The following is a 16,452-nucleotide window of genomic DNA, read 5'->3' on the forward strand; positions in this document are numbered from 1 at the left end:
CGTCGGCTGACGGCTTTCCCCGGTGTCGGCTTTCCGACACAATCATGGCTCTTCCCGGGTTATCGTCCCGCGGACATGCACGCCTACGTCTATAAAAGCCAACTCAAGCCGGACACCTACGTCTACGTTCCCCGACGCGATGATTTCAGCGCGCTGCCCGCGCCGCTGCTCACCTCGCTGGGGACGCTCGCCTTCGTCCTGGAGGTGGCCCTGGATGCCCAGCGCCGCCTGGCCCAGGCCGATCCTGAAAAGGTCCGCAGCGAAATGAGCGAACGCGGGTTCTACCTGCAGGTACCGCCGTCGGTGGCCAGCCTGATGCCGCGACACTATGACTGACACCTCCCGTCCGCGTGCCCTGTCGATCGCCTTCGCCGTGGGTGCCATGCTGGCGTTGGGCGCTGCGGTGGGCGGTGTGCCGGGTGCCATCCTTGCCGCACTGGCGCAGCCGGCGTTCGCGCTGGGCGTGTCGTGGTGGCGTCGCAGCCGTGCGCTGCTGCCGCTGAAGGTGGTCGCACGCCAGGACCTGCCCGCACTGCTGGCGCTGTGGGCTGCCGCGCCACTGCTGCTGGCGCTGCTGCTGGCCTGGCCGCTGGCGGCCCTGCGTGACAGCGGCAGCCTGGCGGCGGTGCTGGGCCTGAGCGTGCTGGTCAGTGCCGGCCTGCTGGCGGCCTGGCGCACCTGGCCGCTGTGGAACGATGTCGAACGCCTGGATGGCAGCCTGGCCCAGCACTGGCAGGCGCTGGCCGGCCGCGACCTGACCGCCTGGCGTGGTCTTGGCGTGGCGGCGCTGGTGATCGCCTTGGCCGCACTGGTGGTGCTGCCGGCCTGGCCGGGCCTGTTGCCGGACGGCGCACGCTGGCCCGCCGCACTGGCGGTCGTGCTGCTGTCGCCGGCGCTGCACCTGCTGCTGCAGCGGGTCGCGCCCGCGCCGCTGGTGTCGCTGCGCCCCAGCCCGTTCGCCGCTGCCAGCAGCGAACAGGAACCGATGTTCCCCGCTGCGGCCGAAACCGCGCCGCTGGAGGCGATGGCGCCGCAGGAACTGACACCGGCCCTGTATGAGGCCGCGCGCCAGGGCCGCGTCGACCGTGGCCTGCAGCTGCTGCAGGCCGGTGCTGATCCGTATGCGCTGCCGGACCCGAACTGGCGTGACCAGCGCAGCCTGGCGGTGCTGGCGGCGGTGCTGCCGGACCTGCGCCTGCTGCGCGAGCTGATTGCCCGCGGCGTTGATGTGAACGCGCCGCACCGGGGCATGACCCCGCTGCTGGCCGCCACCCGTGACAGCTGGCATGGCCGCCCCGAAGCGGTGATGACCCTGCTCGCCAACGGTGCCGATTCGCGTGCCACCGACAGCGATGGCAACACCCCGCTGCACCATGCCGCACGCAGTTCCGACCCGGGCGTTGCCGCGCTGCTGCGCGATGCCGCTGCCGAAGTCGATGCGCTGAACCGCGAGGGCTGGTCGCCGCTGGCGGTGGCCTGCCAGGTCGGCAACTGGCGCCTGGCCCGCTTCCTGCTCGAGCGCGGTGCACGCAGCGAACCGGCCGACGGCACCCCGGTACTGCTGGCCGCCGCCGCCACCGAGGACGACGATCCGGCCGGCGTGCAGCTGCTGCTCAAGCACAAGGCACGCGCCGACGCGCGTGATCGCCAGCGCCGCAGCGCGCTGCACGAGGCAGCGCTGGCCGGCCACGTGGAGATCATCGGCGTGCTGCTGGGCGCCGGCGCCAACCTGGAAGCGCGCGATGCACTGGGCCGCACGCCGTGGCTGGAAGCCGCCCGTGCCGGCCGTGCAGCCGTGGTCGAGCACCTGCTGCCGCACAAGCCGGACCTGGTCGCGGTGGACGGCGAAGGCCGCAATGCGGTGCAGCTGGCAGTGATGGCCGAGGATGTCTCGCCGCTGCTGATCAAGCGCCTGGTGGAACTGGGCATCGCCGCCGACGCCACCGACCCGGTTGGCCGCCGCGCGGTGGACTATGCGGCCGAAGCGGGCCGCTGGGCGATCGTGGCCTTGCTGGACCCGTCCTATCCGCTGCCGGCAGCCGTCAGTGATGGCCTGGCCGAGCGCGGTGAAGCGGCCAGCGCCAGCGGCCTGTTGCCGGACCGTCCGCCGCTGACCCTGCTGCGCGAAGCGCTGGGCTTCGGCAACACCGATGGCATGGCCGCGCTGGCCAGGCTGTGCCAGCCGGAAGAACTGGGCGGCCTGCTGCTCGATCCGGAGCTGGCCCTGGAGCCGCGCGCGGTCGATTGGCTGCTGGCCCACGGTGCCGATCCCTATGTGCGCGACGCCTGCGCCGATACGCCGATGTTCGCGCTGCTGTCGCGCGGCATCGACGCGGTGCCGGCGCTGCAGGTCATGCTGCAGCGCGGCCTGTCGCCGGCCGGGCGCGGTGGGCTGGCACGCTTCCTGGCCGCCTGCGCACAGCACGACCAGGCCGCCCGCGGCCTGGAACAACTGGCGCTGGAATTGCTGGAGCGTGGCGCCGATCCGTTCGCCGCTTCGCCGGCCGGTGACCCACCGCTGTCGCTGGCGGTACGCCTGGGCTGGCTGCGCCTGCAGCAGGCCCTGCTCAAGGCCGGTGTCGATCGCGAAGCGCGCGACAGCCATGGCATGACCGCACTGCATCTGGCCACCGCCCTGGCCCGCGAAGGCGCGCTGAAGCTGCTGGTGCAGCACGGTGCCTCGCCGGAAGCACGTGCCGCCGACGGTCAGACGCCACTGGGCGTGGCGCTGTCGATCGGTCGCCGTGACCTGGCCGACTGGCTGGACTGGCGGGTGTGGCCGCTGCCGCGCCGTACCCTGCGCGAGGCCGATCTGCCGGCCGCTGCGATGGCCGGTGATGTAGACGCCGTGCGCCGCCTGATCGATCTGGGATTTGCCGTCGACGCGGTCGACGCACAGGGCTGCACCGCGCTGCTGCGTGCGGCCGGTGGTGGCCACCTGGCCGTGACCGACCTGCTGCTGGCGCGCGGTGCCGATCCGCAGCACGCCGCTGCAAGCGGTGCGACGCCGCTGTCGGCGGCGGTCAGCATGCGCCAGGTCGACATCGTTTCGGCCCTGCTCGATGCCGGCGCCAAGCTGGAACATCGCCTGCCGGGCGGGGTGACCGTGCTGATGCTGGCCTCGGCGCTGGGCCTGCCGGACATCGTCGCGCGCCTGCTCACTGCCGGTGCCGACGTGCATGCCGGTGACGCGCAGCAGCTGGGCCCGCTGCACTGTGCCGCGCTGTACGGTTTCAGTGCCCGCGACCGCTCGCGCCTGCTGGCCCTGCTCGACACCCTGCTGTTGGCGGGCGCCGAGCCGGACCAGGCCGCCGCCGGTTCGGTCACGCCGCTGCTGCTGCTGCTGGGCGCACGCGCCGAGCCGGGTACCGCCTGCGACGAGCAGGTGGTGATGGCGGCGGTGGAGCGCCTGCTGGATGAGGACGTCAGCCTGGACGTGCGCGATCCGCGCGGCTTCGGCCCGCTGCATCTGGCCGCCCTGCATGGACTGCCGCTGCTGGTGCAGCGCCTGTTGCGCGCCGGTGCCGATCCGGAAGTGCGCGACAGCCTCAACCGCAGCCCGCGCGAGATCGCGGTGATGCGCGGCTTCATCGACGTCGCTGGAGAGTTCGAACCGCGCGTGCCGGGCGTTTCGTCGATGGCGCGGTTCCTGCGCGACAACGGTTGAGCACCGGGATCGGAATCCGCAGTGGGTAGTGCCGGCCGCTGGCCGGCAACCTGCTGAGACCTCCGGGATACCGAGGCTGCCGGCCAGCGGCCGGCACTACCGGGTCCGCCATCGATCGGGTCGGTGCCAATCCTGCCCCCCGGTGGATGCCGATCCTGCCCCCGGTGGGTGCCGACCGTTGGTCGGCACGCCTACTTGCTGTCGCTTTCCGCGTCGGCCTCGAACAGATGCATCAGGTCGTTGCGTGCGTCGCGCGAGGTCTGGATCACCGCTGCCTCGTCGTCGTACACCAGATACTGGTCGCGCAGCAGCTGCTCATCGTGCTCGCGGAAGCGCTGCACATGGCGTTCGGCCACGTCCGGCGCCACGCCCAGCGCGGTCAGCACGCGCCCGCTCATCTCAAGGCTGGTGCCGAACACTTCGCGGAACGGCTCGGCCGACATGTCCATCAGGCGCCACGCATGCTGGCGGTTGCGTGCACGCGCCAGCACCGTCGCGTCCGGGTACAGCCGGCGCACCATGCGTACCGCGCGCAGGTTGGTCTCCGGGTCATCCACGGTGATCACGAACACATCGATGTGCTCGCCCCCCGCCGCACGCAGCATCTCCGGCCGGGTCGGATCGCCGTAGTACAGCTGGTTGCCGAAGCGGCGCAGGTCGGCAACGGTGTCCGGGTTCGCCTCCAGCGCCACGAACGGCACCTTCTGCGCGGTCAGCAGGCGCGCGATCACCTGGCCGAAGCGCCCCATGCCGGCGATCAGCACCTTGGGCCGGTTGTCCGGCGCCACCTTGTCGGCCTCGGCCGCCGCGCGTGGTGCGGCTTTTTCCTGGCCGAGCAGCTTGAGCAGCGCGATCATCAGCAGCGGCGTGATCGCCATCGACAGGCCGACGATCGCCACCAGCCGGTCGTGGTTGGCGTTGCCCAGCAGGTGCGCGCGCTGTGCCTCGTTGAATACCACGAAGGCAAACTCGCCGCCCAGCCACAGCACGCTGCCCAGCAGCAGCGATTGCCGCGAGCTGAGCCGGGCGACACGTCCAACCGCGTAGAGCAGGCTGAACTTGACCACCAGCAGGATGCCGACACCCGCGGCGATCAGCCACGGCTCGGCGGCGATGCGGTCCAGGTCGATGCCCATGCCCACTGCGATGAAGAACAGGCCCAGCAGCAGCCCCTTGAACGGTTCGATCTGCGCTTCCAGCTCATGCCGGAACTCCGAATCGGACAGCAGCACGCCGGCCAGGAACGCGCCGAGGCTGGGGCTGAGGCCGGCTTCCTGCATGAACCAGGCGGTGCCCAGCACCACCAGCAGGGCGGTGGCAGTGAATACTTCCGGGCTGCGGGTGCGCGCAATGATGCTGAACACCTTGCGCAGCACCGGTCGTCCGCACAGGATCACCACCGCCAGCGCACCCAGCGCCACGGCCGCATCTTCCCAGCGCAGGGTCTCGTTCTTCACTCCGCCCAGCAGCGGGATGGCCGCCAGCAGCGGGATCGCGATCAGGTCCTGGAACAGCAGGATGGCGAACCCGAGCCGGCCATGGTCGCTGTTGATCGCCTTGTGCTCGGACAGCAGCTGCAGGCCGACCGCGGTGGATGACAGCGCCAGCGCCACGCCGACCACCAGCGCGCTCTTCCACTGGAAGTGATCGAGCAGCAGCAGGCCGCCCAGCACCAGCCCGGACAACGCCACCTGCGCCGCGCCGGCGCCGAACACCGAGCGCCGCATCACCTTCAGGCGTGCCGGTGACAGCTCCAGGCCGATCACGAACAGCAGCATCACCACACCGATCTCGGCGGCACCGAGGATGCGGTCGGCGTCCTGCACGAAGCCCAGCCCGTCCGGGCCCAGCACCACGCCGGCCGCCAGGTAGCCCAGTACCGCGCCGAAGCCGAACTTCTTGAACACCGGCACGGCGATGACCGCCGCCAGCAGCAGCACCAGGGCCAGTTCCAGACCACCGCTATGCATGGGAATACCTGGTCATCGGGGGAGCCCGCTGTGCGTCCGTTCGGATGGGGGAGGGCGTGGCGAGCGCCACCACGACATTATGCGCGCCGGCCTGTGTATGCACGAGAACAACCGGCCGGGCGGCCACCCAGCGCGGGGCGCCCAGGTTGACCTGCATGGCCCACGGGTCCAGACTGCCCGCCGCTGGCGGCGCGTCCGTTGGCATACGCATCCCGGAGTCCCCAACCCATGTCCAGCGACAGTAGAAGTCGACCTCGTTCGACGCCAGCGATGGCCACCGCCTGACACCGGGACGGTTTGCCTGCGTTGGCGTTGCGCGAGGTCGCATCCCCACAAGGCAAAACCGATGAACCAGAAGCAATTGCTGCGCCCGGTGGCCGATGCCGCCGCACTGGCCGCACCGCTGGCGAACTACAACACCGCCGACGCGGTGGAATTCCTCAACACGCTGGACCTGACCCGCGCCGCGGAAACGCTGGCTGCGCTGCCGTTGCCGCGTGCAGTGAAGATGCTCGAAGCGCCGGAGCTGCACCGCAGCGGTGAGCTGGTGGCCGCGCTGCCACCCGCGCGGGCTGCGGCGCTGCTTGGCCTGATGGCCGACGACCGCGCCACCGACATCGTCCACGAGCTGGATGAGGAAGAGCGCGCGCGGTTGATCCCGCTGCTGGGCACCGACGCCCGCCAGGTCATCCAGAAGCTGCTCAGCTACCCGCCGAACACCGCCGGCGCACTGATGACCACCGAGTACGTGGCGGTGCCCGCCAGCTGGACCGTGGCGCAGACCCTGCAGCACATCCGCCAGGTCGAGCGCACCCGCGAGACGGTGTACGCGATCTACGTGCTGGTGCCGGCCAGCCAGCAGCTGCAGCAGGTGGTGACCATGCGCCGGCTGATCACCGGCCTGCCCGAGGAATCGATCCTGGACGTGGCCCAGGTCAATCCGCCGGTAACAGTGGATGCGCTGATGGACCAGGAAGAGGTGGCACGGCTGATCCGCCGCCACGACCTGCTGGCGATTCCGGTGGTCGACGCGCAGCAGCAGATGCTCGGCATCGTCACCGTGGACGACGTGCTCGATGCGCTGATCGAGGAATCCACCGAGGACGCGCACAAGTTCGGCGGCATGGAAGCGCTGGACAAGCCGTACATGCAGATCGGCTTCTTCGAGATGCTGCGCAAGCGCGCCGGCTGGCTGAGCGTGCTGTTCCTGGGCGAGATGCTGACGGCCAGCGCGATGCAGCACTACGAGGACGAACTGGCGCGCGCGGTGGTGCTGACCCTGTTCATCCCATTGATCATGAGTTCGGGTGGCAATTCCGGCTCGCAGGCCACCTCGCTGCTGATCCGCAGCCTGGCACTGCGCGAACTGCGCCTGCGCGACTGGTGGAAGGTGGCCCTGCGCGAAGTGCCGACCGGCATGGTGCTGGGCGCCATCCTCGGCTGCCTGGCCATCGTGCGCATCGTGATCTGGCAGCTGGGCGGCCTGCACGACTACGGCGAGCACTGGATCCTGCTGGCGATCACCATCGGCGCCGCGCTGGTGGGCATCGTCACCTTCGGTTCGCTGTCCGGCTCGATGCTGCCCTTCATCCTGAAGCGGCTCGGCTTCGACCCGGCCAGCGCCTCGGCCCCGTTCGTGGCCACCCTGGTGGATGTGACCGGCCTGGTGATCTACTTCAGCATCGCCGCGATGATCCTGCACGGCACGCTGCTGTAACAAAACGTGCACACCGGGGTCGGATCCCTTCGCGCAGCGAAGGGCTCTGACCCCGGATATCCGCAGCAGGGGATCAGAGCCCTTTCCTGCGAAAAGGGGTCCGACCCCGCCTCCGACCCCATCGCCACGGAATTTGGGTACCGTAGGCGCATGAGTACCTACCACCTGCAGTCCGTGTTCCGTCCGCAGTCGCTCGCGGTGATCGGCGGCAGCCCGCGCGAGCGTTCGGCCGGGCGCGCGGTGATGCGCAACCTGCGTGGCACCGGCTTCCCCGGCAAGGTGGCGTGGATCAATCCGCGGCATGCCGAGATCGATGGCATCCGCACGGTCAAGCGGCTGAAGGACCTGGACTGGGTGCCCGACCTGGTGGTGATCACCGCACCAGCGGCGATCGTGCCGCAGGTGGTGCGCACTGCCGCCGAACGTGGCGTGCAGGCGGCGATCATCCTCACCGCGCACCTGGGCGAAGGCCCCGGTTCGTTGTCTGCACAGGTGGAGGCGGTGGCGCGCAAGCATGGCCTGCGCATCCTCGGGCCGCATTGCCTGGGCGTGATCGCGCCGCACGCGCGGCTCAATGCCAGCATCGCCGCACATTTTCCGCAGGCCGGCGACCTCGCGCTGATCTCCGAATCCTCGGCCATTGCCGCCGCGCTGGTGGAATGGGGCGTGGCGCGCTCGGTCGGGTTCTCCGCCGTGGTCTCGCTGGGCGATACGATGGACGTCGACTTCGGCGACCTGCTCGACTACTTCGCCACCGACTACCGTACCCGCGCCATCCTGCTCTACGTCGAGCAGATCAAGGACGCGCGCAAGTTCATGTCGGCCGCGCGTGCCGCCGCCCGCGCCAAGCCGGTGGTGGTGGTGAAGTCCGGCCGCGCCGAGCGCGTGCAGCCGGGCAGCCGCGATACCCATGTGCAGGCCCTGGCCCGCGCCGATGATGTGTACGGTGCGGCCTTCAACCGCGCCGGCCTGCTGCGCGTCGGTGCGCTGGACGAGCTGTTCACCGCCGCCGAATCACTGGGGCGGCTGGGCACCTTCCCTGGCCGCCGCCTGGCCATTCTCAGCAATGGTGGCGGCGTCGGCCGCCTTGCCGTGGACCAGCTGATCGCGCTGCGTGGCACGCTGGCCACCCTGTCCGACAGCACGGTGCAGAAGCTCGATGCGGTATTGCCACAGGGCTGGTCGCGCAGCAATCCGGTCGACATCGTGGTCGACGCCGATGGTGACCGCTATGCCGCGGCCATCGAAGCGCTGCTGGCCGACAACGAGAACGACGCGGTGATGGTGGTCAACGTGCCGACCGCGTTCACCTCATCGGCGGACGCCGCGCAGGCACTCACCCGCACGCTCGGCCTGCGCCCGCGCCACCACCGCGACAAGCCGGTGTTCGCGGTGTGGCTGGGCAACGACGACCAGGCCACCGCCACGCTCAACGCGGCGCGGGTGCCGACCTATCCGACCGAGGCCGAAGCCGTACGTGGCTTCCAGCATCTGGTGCGCTACCGCGAAGCGCAGAACGCGTTGATGGAAACGCCGCCCAGCCTGCCGCAGGACTTCAGCGTCGACACGGCCGCCGCGCGCGCACTGGTCGATGCCGCGCTGGCCAACGGCCAGCAGTGGCTGGACCCGCTGGCTACGCATGAACTGCTCAAGGCCTACGGCATTCCCTCCGCGCCGGTGATGCATGCGCGTGATGCGCACGAGGCGATGGACCTGGCGCAGCCGCTGCTGGAACGCGGTGCCACGGTCGCGCTGAAGATTCTCTCGCCGGATATTCCGCACAAGTCGGAAGTGGATGGTGTGCGCCTGAACCTGTCCACGCTGCCGGCGGTGCAGAGCGCGGCCAACGCGATCCTGTCGCGCGCACGCCAGCTGCGGCCGGATGCGCGTATCGACGGCCTGCTGGTGCAGCCGACCATCGTGCGTCCGAAGGCGCGCGAGTTGATTGTCGGCATCGCCGATGATGCGACGTTCGGCCCGGTGATCGTGGTCGGTCGCGGCGGCACTGCCGTCGAAGTGATCAACGACAAGGCGCTGGCGCTGCCGCCGCTGGACCTGCGCCTGGCCCACGAGCTGATTGGCCAGACCCGCGCCTCGCGCATCCTCAAGGCCTACGGTGACGTGCCGGCGGCTGACGAGCGCGCACTGGCGCTGGCGCTGGTAAAGCTGGCACAACTGGCCGCCGACATTCCCGAAGTGCGTACGCTGGACATCAACCCGTTGCTGGTCGACGGCAAGGGCATCCTCGCCCTCGACGCCCGCGTGGCGGTGGCGCCGTCGCGCATCCTGCACAAGGGCCGCGGCCATCCACGTTTCTCGGTGTTCCCGTACCCGAAGGAGTGGGAGCGCACCATCGAACTGTCCGATGGCGGCCGTGCCTTCGTGCGCCCGGTGCGGCCGGAGGACGACGCGCTGTTCCGTGCGTTCTTCGCCCGCGTCAGCGACGAGGACCTGCGCCTGCGCTTCTTCCAGTCGGTGAAGCACTTCAGCCACGAGTTCATCGCGCGCCTGACCCAGCTCGACTACGCGCGCTCGATTGCGCTGGTGGCGATCGAACCGCGCAGCGGCGAGATGCTGGGCGCGGTGCGCCTGCACGCCGATGCCGATTACCACCGTGGCGAGTACGGCATCCTGATCCGCTCGGATCTGAAGGGCCACGGCATCGGCTGGCGGCTGATGGCGATCATGATCGAGTACGCCAAGTGGCTGGGGCTGGACGTGGTCGAAGGCCAGGTGCTGCGCGAGAACAGCACCATGCTGGCGATGTGCCAGAGCCTGGGCTTCAAGACGAAGCTGGACCCGGACGACCCGACGGTGATGATGGTGACCCTGCCGGTGCAGCAGGTCGAGGTGCCCGACGTCCCGCCGGTGGCCTGATTCCTGTAGAGCCGAGCCTATGCTCGGCTGCCTTGCATCACACGGGCACGCCTGAGCCGGGCATGGGCTCGGCTCTATAGCTTCAACGCATCGGCTCCACCACCACCGCCGTGCCATAGCACAGCACTTCGGTAAGCCCGGTCATCACATCGGTGGCGTCGTAGCGCATGCCGATAATCGCGTTGGCACCCAGCTGCCGCGCATGCTTGACCATGTCGCGGTAGGTTTCCTCGCGGGCCTGTTCGCACAGTTCGGTATAGATGGTGATGTTGCCACCGAAGAGCGTCTGGATACCGCCGAGGAAGTTGCCGACGATCGAGCGCGAGCGCACGGTGATGCCGCGCACCACACCGAGGTTGCGCACGACGCGGTGCCCAGGCAGCTCGAAGGCGGTGGTGACCAGCGCATCATCGAAGCGGAGCGCGGGTGGGGTGGGGGTACCGCTGTTGTAGGGGTCTGCCATGGTCGCGTCCGTATCGCTGCCTTCTGAGAGTCGAGCCATGCTCGACGGGCCGTGCAGCAGTCGAGCATGGCGCGACTCTACAACGCAACCGCCTGTTGCGGCATGGTTCCGTCACCGTGCTGGCGCGACAATACCCCCATGACCGACCGTATTCCCCTGCTGCTGCTGCCCGGCCTGCTCAACGATGCCGAGCTGTGGCGCGCGCAGCTGGCCGACCTGGCCGACATCGCCGACTGCACAGTAGGCGACCAGACCCGTGGCGAGACCCTGCAGGCGGTGGCCGAGGACGTGCTCGCACAGGCACCGGAGCGCTTTGCGCTGGCCGGTTTCTCATTGGGCGGCTTCGTCGCCCAGCAGATCCTGCGCATTGCGCCGGAGCGCGTGCTGCAGCTGGCGCTGATCGATACCTCGATCCACGCCGATTCACCGGAACGTGCCGAGCAGCGCCGCAGCCAACGTGCCAGCGTGCGCCTGCCGGGGAAGTTCCACGGCTTCGGCGATGTGCTGATGCGCAGCTACATCGATGCGTCGCGGCTGGATGACTACGTGCTGGTGCAGCGCGTGCGCGACATGACCGCCCGCCTGGGCGCGGACGTGTTCCTGCGCCAGAGCGCGCTGGAACGCCGCGATGGCCATGATGTGCTGGCCGGCTACCGCGATCCGCTGCTGATCGTGTGCGGCGCGAACGATCGCATCACGCCGCTGGCGGTGAGCGAGGAAATGCACGCGATGGTGCCGCACTCGCAGCTGGTGGTGGTGCCTGACTGCGGGCACCTGGCACCGATGGAGAAACCGGACGAGGTCAGTGCGGCGATGCGTGGGTGGTTGCTGCAGGGCAGGGGATGATCCCCACCCTCTCGTAGGTGCCGACCTTGGTCGGCACGGTGTTCCAACGATCGATCAGGGCTCAGTGCCGACCAAGGTCGGCACCTACCTGTAGAGCCGAGCCATGCTCGGCTCCGGGGAGGCAGCAGCCGAGCGTGCGCTCGGCTCTACAGCACCACTGCCTCAATCCCAGGCCGGGGCGATGCCTTCCGGGTTGGCCAGGCGATGGCCGCGGTCGAGCTTGGCGATCTGTGCCATGTCTTCGTCGGTCAGGCGGATCGCTGCCGCTTCCAGGTTGCTCGCCAGGTTCTCGCGCTTGGTCGAGGACGGAATGACCGAGAAACCCTGCTGCAGCGCCCAGGCCAGCGCGACCTGCGCCGGCGTGGCCTGGTGGCGTCCGGCAATGGCCTGGATCACCGGGTCCTTGATCACCTCGCCGTAGGCCAGGCTCATGTAGGCGGTGATGTGGATGCCGTTGTCCTGCAGGAACTTCACCAGCAGGCGATTCTGCAGGTAGGGGTGGATTTCGATCTGGTTGGTGGCAATGGCACCGGCGCCGAGGATGCCGATCGCCTTGCGGGTCTGCGCGATGGTGAAGTTGGAGATGCCGATCTCGCGGGTCAGGCCCTGCGCCTTGGCTTCAGCCAGTGCGGCCAGGTACTCCTCCATCGGCACGTCGACCTTGTCGTTCGGCGATGGCCAGTGGATCAGCGCCAGGTCGACGTACTCGGTTCGCAGCTTTTCCAGGCTGGTGCGCAGGCTGGCCAGCAGCGCATCGCGCTTGAACGCGGTGATCCAGACCTTGGTGGTCAGGTAGATGTCGTCGCGCGGCACGCCGGAATCGGCGATGGCCTGGCCGACCTCGGCTTCGTTGCCGTAGATCTGCGCGGTATCGATGGCGCGGTAGCCGACCGCCAGCGCGTTGCGCACGGAGTCGATCACGGTCTGGTCTTTCAGGCGGAAGGTGCCGAGACCGAAGGCGGGGACAGTCATGGGGGCTCCAGCAGAGGGGGAGGGAGGCGGGAATGTCCACGAAAGGGTAGGCCAGCGGCCGTGTGCATGCCGGCAACGGTGCATTGCATCGACGTGTACGACGGCAGGTAGTGGTGGGTGCGGACCGTTGGTCCGCACTGTTCATGCCGCCACCCGTGCAGCGTTGGACGCGGCCGGCCAGCGGCCGGCACTCCCCCTGTCTGCGCTCCACGGTAGTGCCGGCCGCTGGCCGGCAACCGGATCAATCAAGCCGCGCGTGCCAGCCCGCCCTTCGCCGCCGCTGTGGTCGACAGGTCGAACACATCCACCGCATCGATCAGGCGGTTGGCCTGCTGCTCCAGGCTGCGCGCGGCGGCGCTGGCTTCTTCCACCAGCGCGGCGTTCTGCTGGGTCGTGCCGTCCATCTGGATCACGGTCTGGCTGACCTGTTCGATGCCCGCGCTCTGCTCCTGCGAGGCCGCGGAGATCTCGGCCATGATGTCGGTCACGCGCTGCACCGATGCAACGATCTCGGCCATGGTGTCGCCTGCCTCGCGCACGCGCTGTGCGCCATGGCCAACCTGTTCCACCGAGGCTTCGATCAGTGACTTGATCTCCTTCGCGGCTGCCGCCGAGCGCTGCGCCAGCGTACGCACTTCGCTGGCGACCACCGCGAAGCCGCGGCCCTGTTCGCCGGCGCGTGCCGCTTCCACCGCGGCATTCAGCGCCAGGATGTTGGTCTGGAACGCGATGCCATCGATCACGCTGATGATCTCGGCGATCTGCCGCGACGAGGTCTCGATCGCGCCCATCGTCGCCACCACCTGGCCGACCACGCTGCCACCGTGCGAGGCGACCGTATGGGCGCCGATCGCCAGCTGGTTGGCCTGGCGCGCATGTTCGGCGTTCTGGCGCACGGTGGAGGTCAGCTCCTCCATCGATGCCGCGGTCTCCTCCAGGTTGGCCGCCTGCTGCTCGGTGCGGCGCGACAGGTCATTGTTGCCGGCGGCGATCTCCGCGGCGGCGGTGTGGATGTTGCCGGAGGCGTGCTTGATGTCGGTGACGATGGTGGCCAGCTGCGTGGCGGTGGTATTGGCATCGCCGGCGATACGGGCGAACACCCCCTGGAAATCACCGTGCATGCGTGCGCCGAGACGACCATCGGCGATGGCGCGCAGCATCGTCGAGACTTCGCCGAGGTTCAGTTCGGTAGTCTGCATCAGGCGGTTCAGGCCTTCGACCATTGCACGGAAATCATGCTCGAAGCGGGCACTGTCGCCGCGCTGGCTGAAGTCTCCCGCGCCGGCAGCTTCGGCCAGGCGGCGGATCTCGCCATTGATCAGGCCGAGGTTGTGTTTGGCCATGTCCAGCGCTTCGGTGATCACGGCCTTCTCGCCGGGCAGGCGTTCCATGTCCTGGCTGAGGTCGCCGACCGCGTAGCGGCCCATGATCGAGATCGCGCGCATCTTCACCCGGATGTGCGCATCGACCAGTGCGTTGCAGTCGGCCACCATGGTGCCGAACGCGCCGGGGAAGGCAGCGGCGTCCATGCGATGGCTGATGGTGCCGGCTTCGTGCGCCTGCGCCATCGCGGCCTGTGCATCCAGCACGCTGCGCAGCGTGGATTGCACCGCCTGCATGGCCTGCGCGAGGCGACCGATCTCGTCGCGGCTGCGCACCTGTACTGCGTGCTGCAGGTCACCGGCGGCCACCGCGCGCGCCGCTGCTTCCACTGCCAGCACCGGCTGCACCACCGCACGCCGCAGCCACCAGGCCAGACCGATCAGCAGCAGCACGGCGGCCAGCACGGTCAGCGCCGCGCACAGCAGCAGGGTCTGCCGGGCCTGCTGCGAACGTGCCGCCAGCGCCGCTTCAGCCACCTGCGTGGCGTGCGTGCTCAGCGCATCCAGAGCCATCGCCACCGGGCGATCCTTGCCGCGCACCAGGTTGTCGCCGGCCGCGGGATCGTAGCCGGCCGCGGCAAATGCCTGCAGCGCCGCGTGATAGTCCTGCTGCAGCTGCGCGTGCAGGCCAACGAACGCCTGCGCCAGCTCACGCGTGCGCGGGTCCGGGCTGGTGGCCAGACCCTTGGCCAGTTGCCCGACCAGGCGGCCTTCGCTGTCGAAGCCATCCAGGTGGCGTTGGCGCAGCGCATCGTCGTGCCCGCGCAGCAGCACGTTCTTCCATTCCTGCACCTGGCCACGGAACTCACGCTGCAGGCGTTCGGCATCGCGGCTGTGCGCGACTTCGGGCGGGACCTCGGTGGACAACTTCAACCAGGCGGAGGCCAGGCCTGCCAGCGCGCACAGCAGGACCACGGCCAAGCCAACAGAAACCGCGCCGAGCAGCTTGGACTGCAGGCGCGGAGCACGGACAGACGCATTCATCGGGAAGCACTCTCGGGAAGGGGCAATGCGGTATCGACCCGCTACGCTTCCGCTGAAGTGCGACGAACATCACATTAGCGTTTCGTTTAGTGATGTGAAGGAAGTGTTTCATAGGACAAATGTGTCCATATGGAACAAATACGGACCCTGGACAGGGGATATAAATGTAACTAATGTAGTTACATGAAATCCGCGAACCCGCTCTCTGACGCCCTGCACGTGATGGCGCATCTGGTCGGCCAGGATGGCCCGCGCACGTCCGGGCAGCTGGCGTCCTGCCTGCCGACCCATCCGGTGGTGATCCGCCGTCTGCTGGCGCAGCTGCACAAGGCCGGCCTGGTACGCAGCACCCGCGGTCATGGCGGTGGCAGCCAGCTGGCCCGCGACGCTGCAACGATCACCCTGCATGACATCTACCTGGCCGTGGGCGCACCACCGCTGGTGCAGGTCGGCGCCCGCGACGCCGGCGGCGGCTGCCCGATCCAGCAGCTGGTCAACAGCGCGCTGCTGGAGGGAGCACGCGAGGCACAGCGGTTGCTGGAGGCGCGCCTGCGGGCGACCACGCTGGACCAGCTCGGCGCCGACTTCGCCCGCCATCTCGCCCATCACCGTTCCCTGGAAGGTCCTCATGAATCCTGATGTGCTCATCGTCGGCGGCAGCTACGCCGGCATTGCCGCCGGCCTGATCCTGGCCCGCGCCCGGCGGCCGGTCACCGTCATCGACGCCGGCTCGCCGCGCAACCGCTTCGCCAGCCATTCGCACGGGGTGCCAGGGCTGGATGGCATCAGCGGCGCCGAGCTGCTGAAGACCGCGCGCCAGCAGCTGCTGGATTACCCCAGCGTGCGCTGGGTGCATGCCGAGGCTGTGCAGGCCAACGCCAGCGCAGAGGGCGTGGAAGTACGTACCGCCGATGGCCAGGTGCTGGCCGCGCGCAAGCTGCTGCTGGCCAGCGGTATCGCCGACCAGCTGCCGGAACTGCCCGGGCTGGCCGAGCGCTGGGGCAGCACCGTGCTGCACTGCCCCTACTGCCATGGTTACGAAGTGGGTGGCGGCGCCATCGGCCTGCTTGGCGGCCATCCGATGTCCGCCGGCAAGGCGCCGCTGTTTGCCGACTGGGGCAATGTCACCTTCTTCAGCCAGGGCCTGCCGATCACCGATGAGGAACGGGCTGCCATGCAGCAGCGCGGCGTGCAGATCGAGACCTCGCCGGTGCTGGGCGTGCAGGGCGACCAGCCGACCTGGCTGGAAGTGGAGCTGGCCGATGGCCGCCGCATCGCCCAGCGTGCGCTGTTCGTACCGGCCACCCAGGCGATGGCCACGCCATTGGTGCAGCAGCTTGGCTGCACCTTGGTCGAGAGCCCGCTGGGGGTGCTGATCGAGGTCGACATGATGAAGCAGACCTCGGTGCCGAACGTGTATGCCGCAGGCGATGCGACGACGGTCGGCAACATCACCCTGGCCATGGCCGAAGGCGTGCGCGCGGGCATCGGCGTGCATCATGCGCTGGTGGCCGAAGACAGCGTGCCGCGCTGAATGTGCCGGGGTCAGATCCCTTTCGCAGAAAGCGATCTGA

At 69.1% G+C, this 16,452-nt stretch carries 11 protein-coding genes; 7 read left to right on the plus strand and 4 right to left on the minus strand.

Annotation, left to right across the window (positions count from 1 at the left end):
- Positions 1–75 precede the first annotated feature (75 nt).
- Together AC5P7I_RS19425 and AC5P7I_RS19430 are read left to right on the plus strand one after the other, a co-directional pair.
- Positions 76–336: a YcgL domain-containing protein gene (locus AC5P7I_RS19425; RefSeq protein ID WP_014648833.1), complete on the plus strand. Its 261-nt coding sequence runs from the start codon at positions 76–78 to the stop codon at positions 334–336.
- Positions 329–3,667, plus strand: a complete 3,339-nt coding sequence (locus AC5P7I_RS19430; RefSeq protein WP_032960601.1) for an ankyrin repeat domain-containing protein — start codon at positions 329–331, stop codon at positions 3,665–3,667. The genes AC5P7I_RS19425 and AC5P7I_RS19430 overlap by 8 nt, the downstream gene beginning before the upstream one ends.
- A 191-nt stretch (positions 3,668–3,858) precedes the next feature.
- Here AC5P7I_RS19430 and AC5P7I_RS19435 read toward each other — a convergent pair whose 3' ends face one another.
- Positions 3,859–5,637, minus strand: a complete 1,779-nt coding sequence (locus AC5P7I_RS19435; RefSeq protein WP_262087765.1) for a monovalent cation:proton antiporter-2 (CPA2) family protein — start codon at positions 5,635–5,637, stop codon at positions 3,859–3,861.
- Between the two features lie 346 nt (positions 5,638–5,983).
- On the opposite strand from AC5P7I_RS19435, the gene mgtE reads away from it, so the two are divergent.
- Both mgtE and AC5P7I_RS19445 read left to right on the plus strand, forming a co-directional pair.
- Positions 5,984–7,354, plus strand: coding sequence for a magnesium transporter (mgtE, locus tag AC5P7I_RS19440; protein ID WP_262087766.1), 1,371 nt, complete (start codon positions 5,984–5,986; stop codon positions 7,352–7,354).
- A 150-nt stretch (positions 7,355–7,504) separates the two neighbouring features.
- The gene (locus tag AC5P7I_RS19445) at positions 7,505–10,231 is read left to right on the plus strand and encodes a bifunctional acetate--CoA ligase family protein/GNAT family N-acetyltransferase (RefSeq protein WP_088375393.1); all 2,727 of its coding nucleotides are present in this window, start codon (positions 7,505–7,507) and stop codon (positions 10,229–10,231) included.
- Positions 10,232–10,313: 82 nt separating this feature from the next.
- Here AC5P7I_RS19445 and AC5P7I_RS19450 read toward each other — a convergent pair whose 3' ends face one another.
- Positions 10,314–10,694, minus strand: a complete 381-nt coding sequence (locus tag AC5P7I_RS19450; protein WP_014648827.1) for a YbjQ family protein — start codon at positions 10,692–10,694, stop codon at positions 10,314–10,316.
- A gap of 138 nt (positions 10,695–10,832) precedes the next feature.
- Here AC5P7I_RS19450 and AC5P7I_RS19455 point away from each other — a divergent pair, with 138 nt between their 5' ends.
- Positions 10,833–11,540 (plus strand): alpha/beta fold hydrolase, encoded by a 708-nt coding sequence (locus AC5P7I_RS19455; protein WP_032960593.1) that lies wholly within the window; start codon positions 10,833–10,835, stop codon positions 11,538–11,540.
- 162 nt (positions 11,541–11,702) lie between these two features.
- On the opposite strand, the gene dkgB is transcribed toward AC5P7I_RS19455, so the two are convergent.
- Together dkgB and AC5P7I_RS19465 are read right to left on the minus strand one after the other, a co-directional pair.
- Positions 11,703–12,512 carry a 2,5-didehydrogluconate reductase DkgB gene (gene dkgB, locus AC5P7I_RS19460; RefSeq protein WP_014648825.1) on the minus strand — a complete coding sequence of 270 codons (810 nt, stop codon included), beginning with the start codon at positions 12,510–12,512 and terminating at the stop codon, positions 11,703–11,705.
- A gap of 245 nt (positions 12,513–12,757) precedes the next feature.
- The gene (locus tag AC5P7I_RS19465; RefSeq protein WP_262087767.1) at positions 12,758–14,878 is read right to left on the minus strand and encodes a methyl-accepting chemotaxis protein; all 2,121 of its coding nucleotides are present in this window, start codon (positions 14,876–14,878) and stop codon (positions 12,758–12,760) included.
- Positions 14,879–15,061: 183 nt separating this feature from the next.
- On the opposite strand from AC5P7I_RS19465, the gene AC5P7I_RS19470 reads away from it, so the two are divergent.
- Complete coding sequence (locus tag AC5P7I_RS19470) at positions 15,062–15,517, plus strand: Rrf2 family transcriptional regulator (protein ID WP_046433160.1); 456 nt, start codon at positions 15,062–15,064, stop codon at positions 15,515–15,517.
- The gene (locus tag AC5P7I_RS19475) at positions 15,507–16,412 is read left to right on the plus strand and encodes an NAD(P)/FAD-dependent oxidoreductase (RefSeq protein WP_046433157.1); all 906 of its coding nucleotides are present in this window, start codon (positions 15,507–15,509) and stop codon (positions 16,410–16,412) included. Before AC5P7I_RS19470 ends, AC5P7I_RS19475 begins: the two co-directional genes overlap by 11 nt.
- Positions 16,413–16,452: the final 40 nt, after the last annotated feature.

The sequence above is a fragment of the Stenotrophomonas sp. YJH_SMC_138 genome (genome assembly GCF_059369855.1).

Coding starts and splice junctions, on each gene's coding strand:
- AC5P7I_RS19475 (WP_046433157.1), top strand. CDS start 15,507: ATGAATCCTGATGTGCTCATCGTCGGCGGCAGCTACGCCGGCATTGCC.
- AC5P7I_RS19425 (WP_014648833.1), top strand. CDS start 76: ATGCACGCCTACGTCTATAAAAGCCAACTCAAGCCGGACACCTACGTC.
- AC5P7I_RS19445 (WP_088375393.1), top strand. CDS start 7,505: ATGAGTACCTACCACCTGCAGTCCGTGTTCCGTCCGCAGTCGCTCGCG.
- AC5P7I_RS19465 (WP_262087767.1), bottom strand. CDS start 14,878: ATGAATGCGTCTGTCCGTGCTCCGCGCCTGCAGTCCAAGCTGCTCGGC.
- AC5P7I_RS19450 (WP_014648827.1), bottom strand. CDS start 10,694: ATGGCAGACCCCTACAACAGCGGTACCCCCACCCCACCCGCGCTCCGC.
- mgtE (WP_262087766.1), top strand. CDS start 5,984: ATGAACCAGAAGCAATTGCTGCGCCCGGTGGCCGATGCCGCCGCACTG.
- AC5P7I_RS19470 (WP_046433160.1), top strand. CDS start 15,062: ATGAAATCCGCGAACCCGCTCTCTGACGCCCTGCACGTGATGGCGCAT.
- AC5P7I_RS19455 (WP_032960593.1), top strand. CDS start 10,833: ATGACCGACCGTATTCCCCTGCTGCTGCTGCCCGGCCTGCTCAACGAT.
- AC5P7I_RS19435 (WP_262087765.1), bottom strand. CDS start 5,637: ATGCATAGCGGTGGTCTGGAACTGGCCCTGGTGCTGCTGCTGGCGGCG.
- dkgB (WP_014648825.1), bottom strand. CDS start 12,512: ATGACTGTCCCCGCCTTCGGTCTCGGCACCTTCCGCCTGAAAGACCAG.
- AC5P7I_RS19430 (WP_032960601.1), top strand. CDS start 329: ATGACTGACACCTCCCGTCCGCGTGCCCTGTCGATCGCCTTCGCCGTG.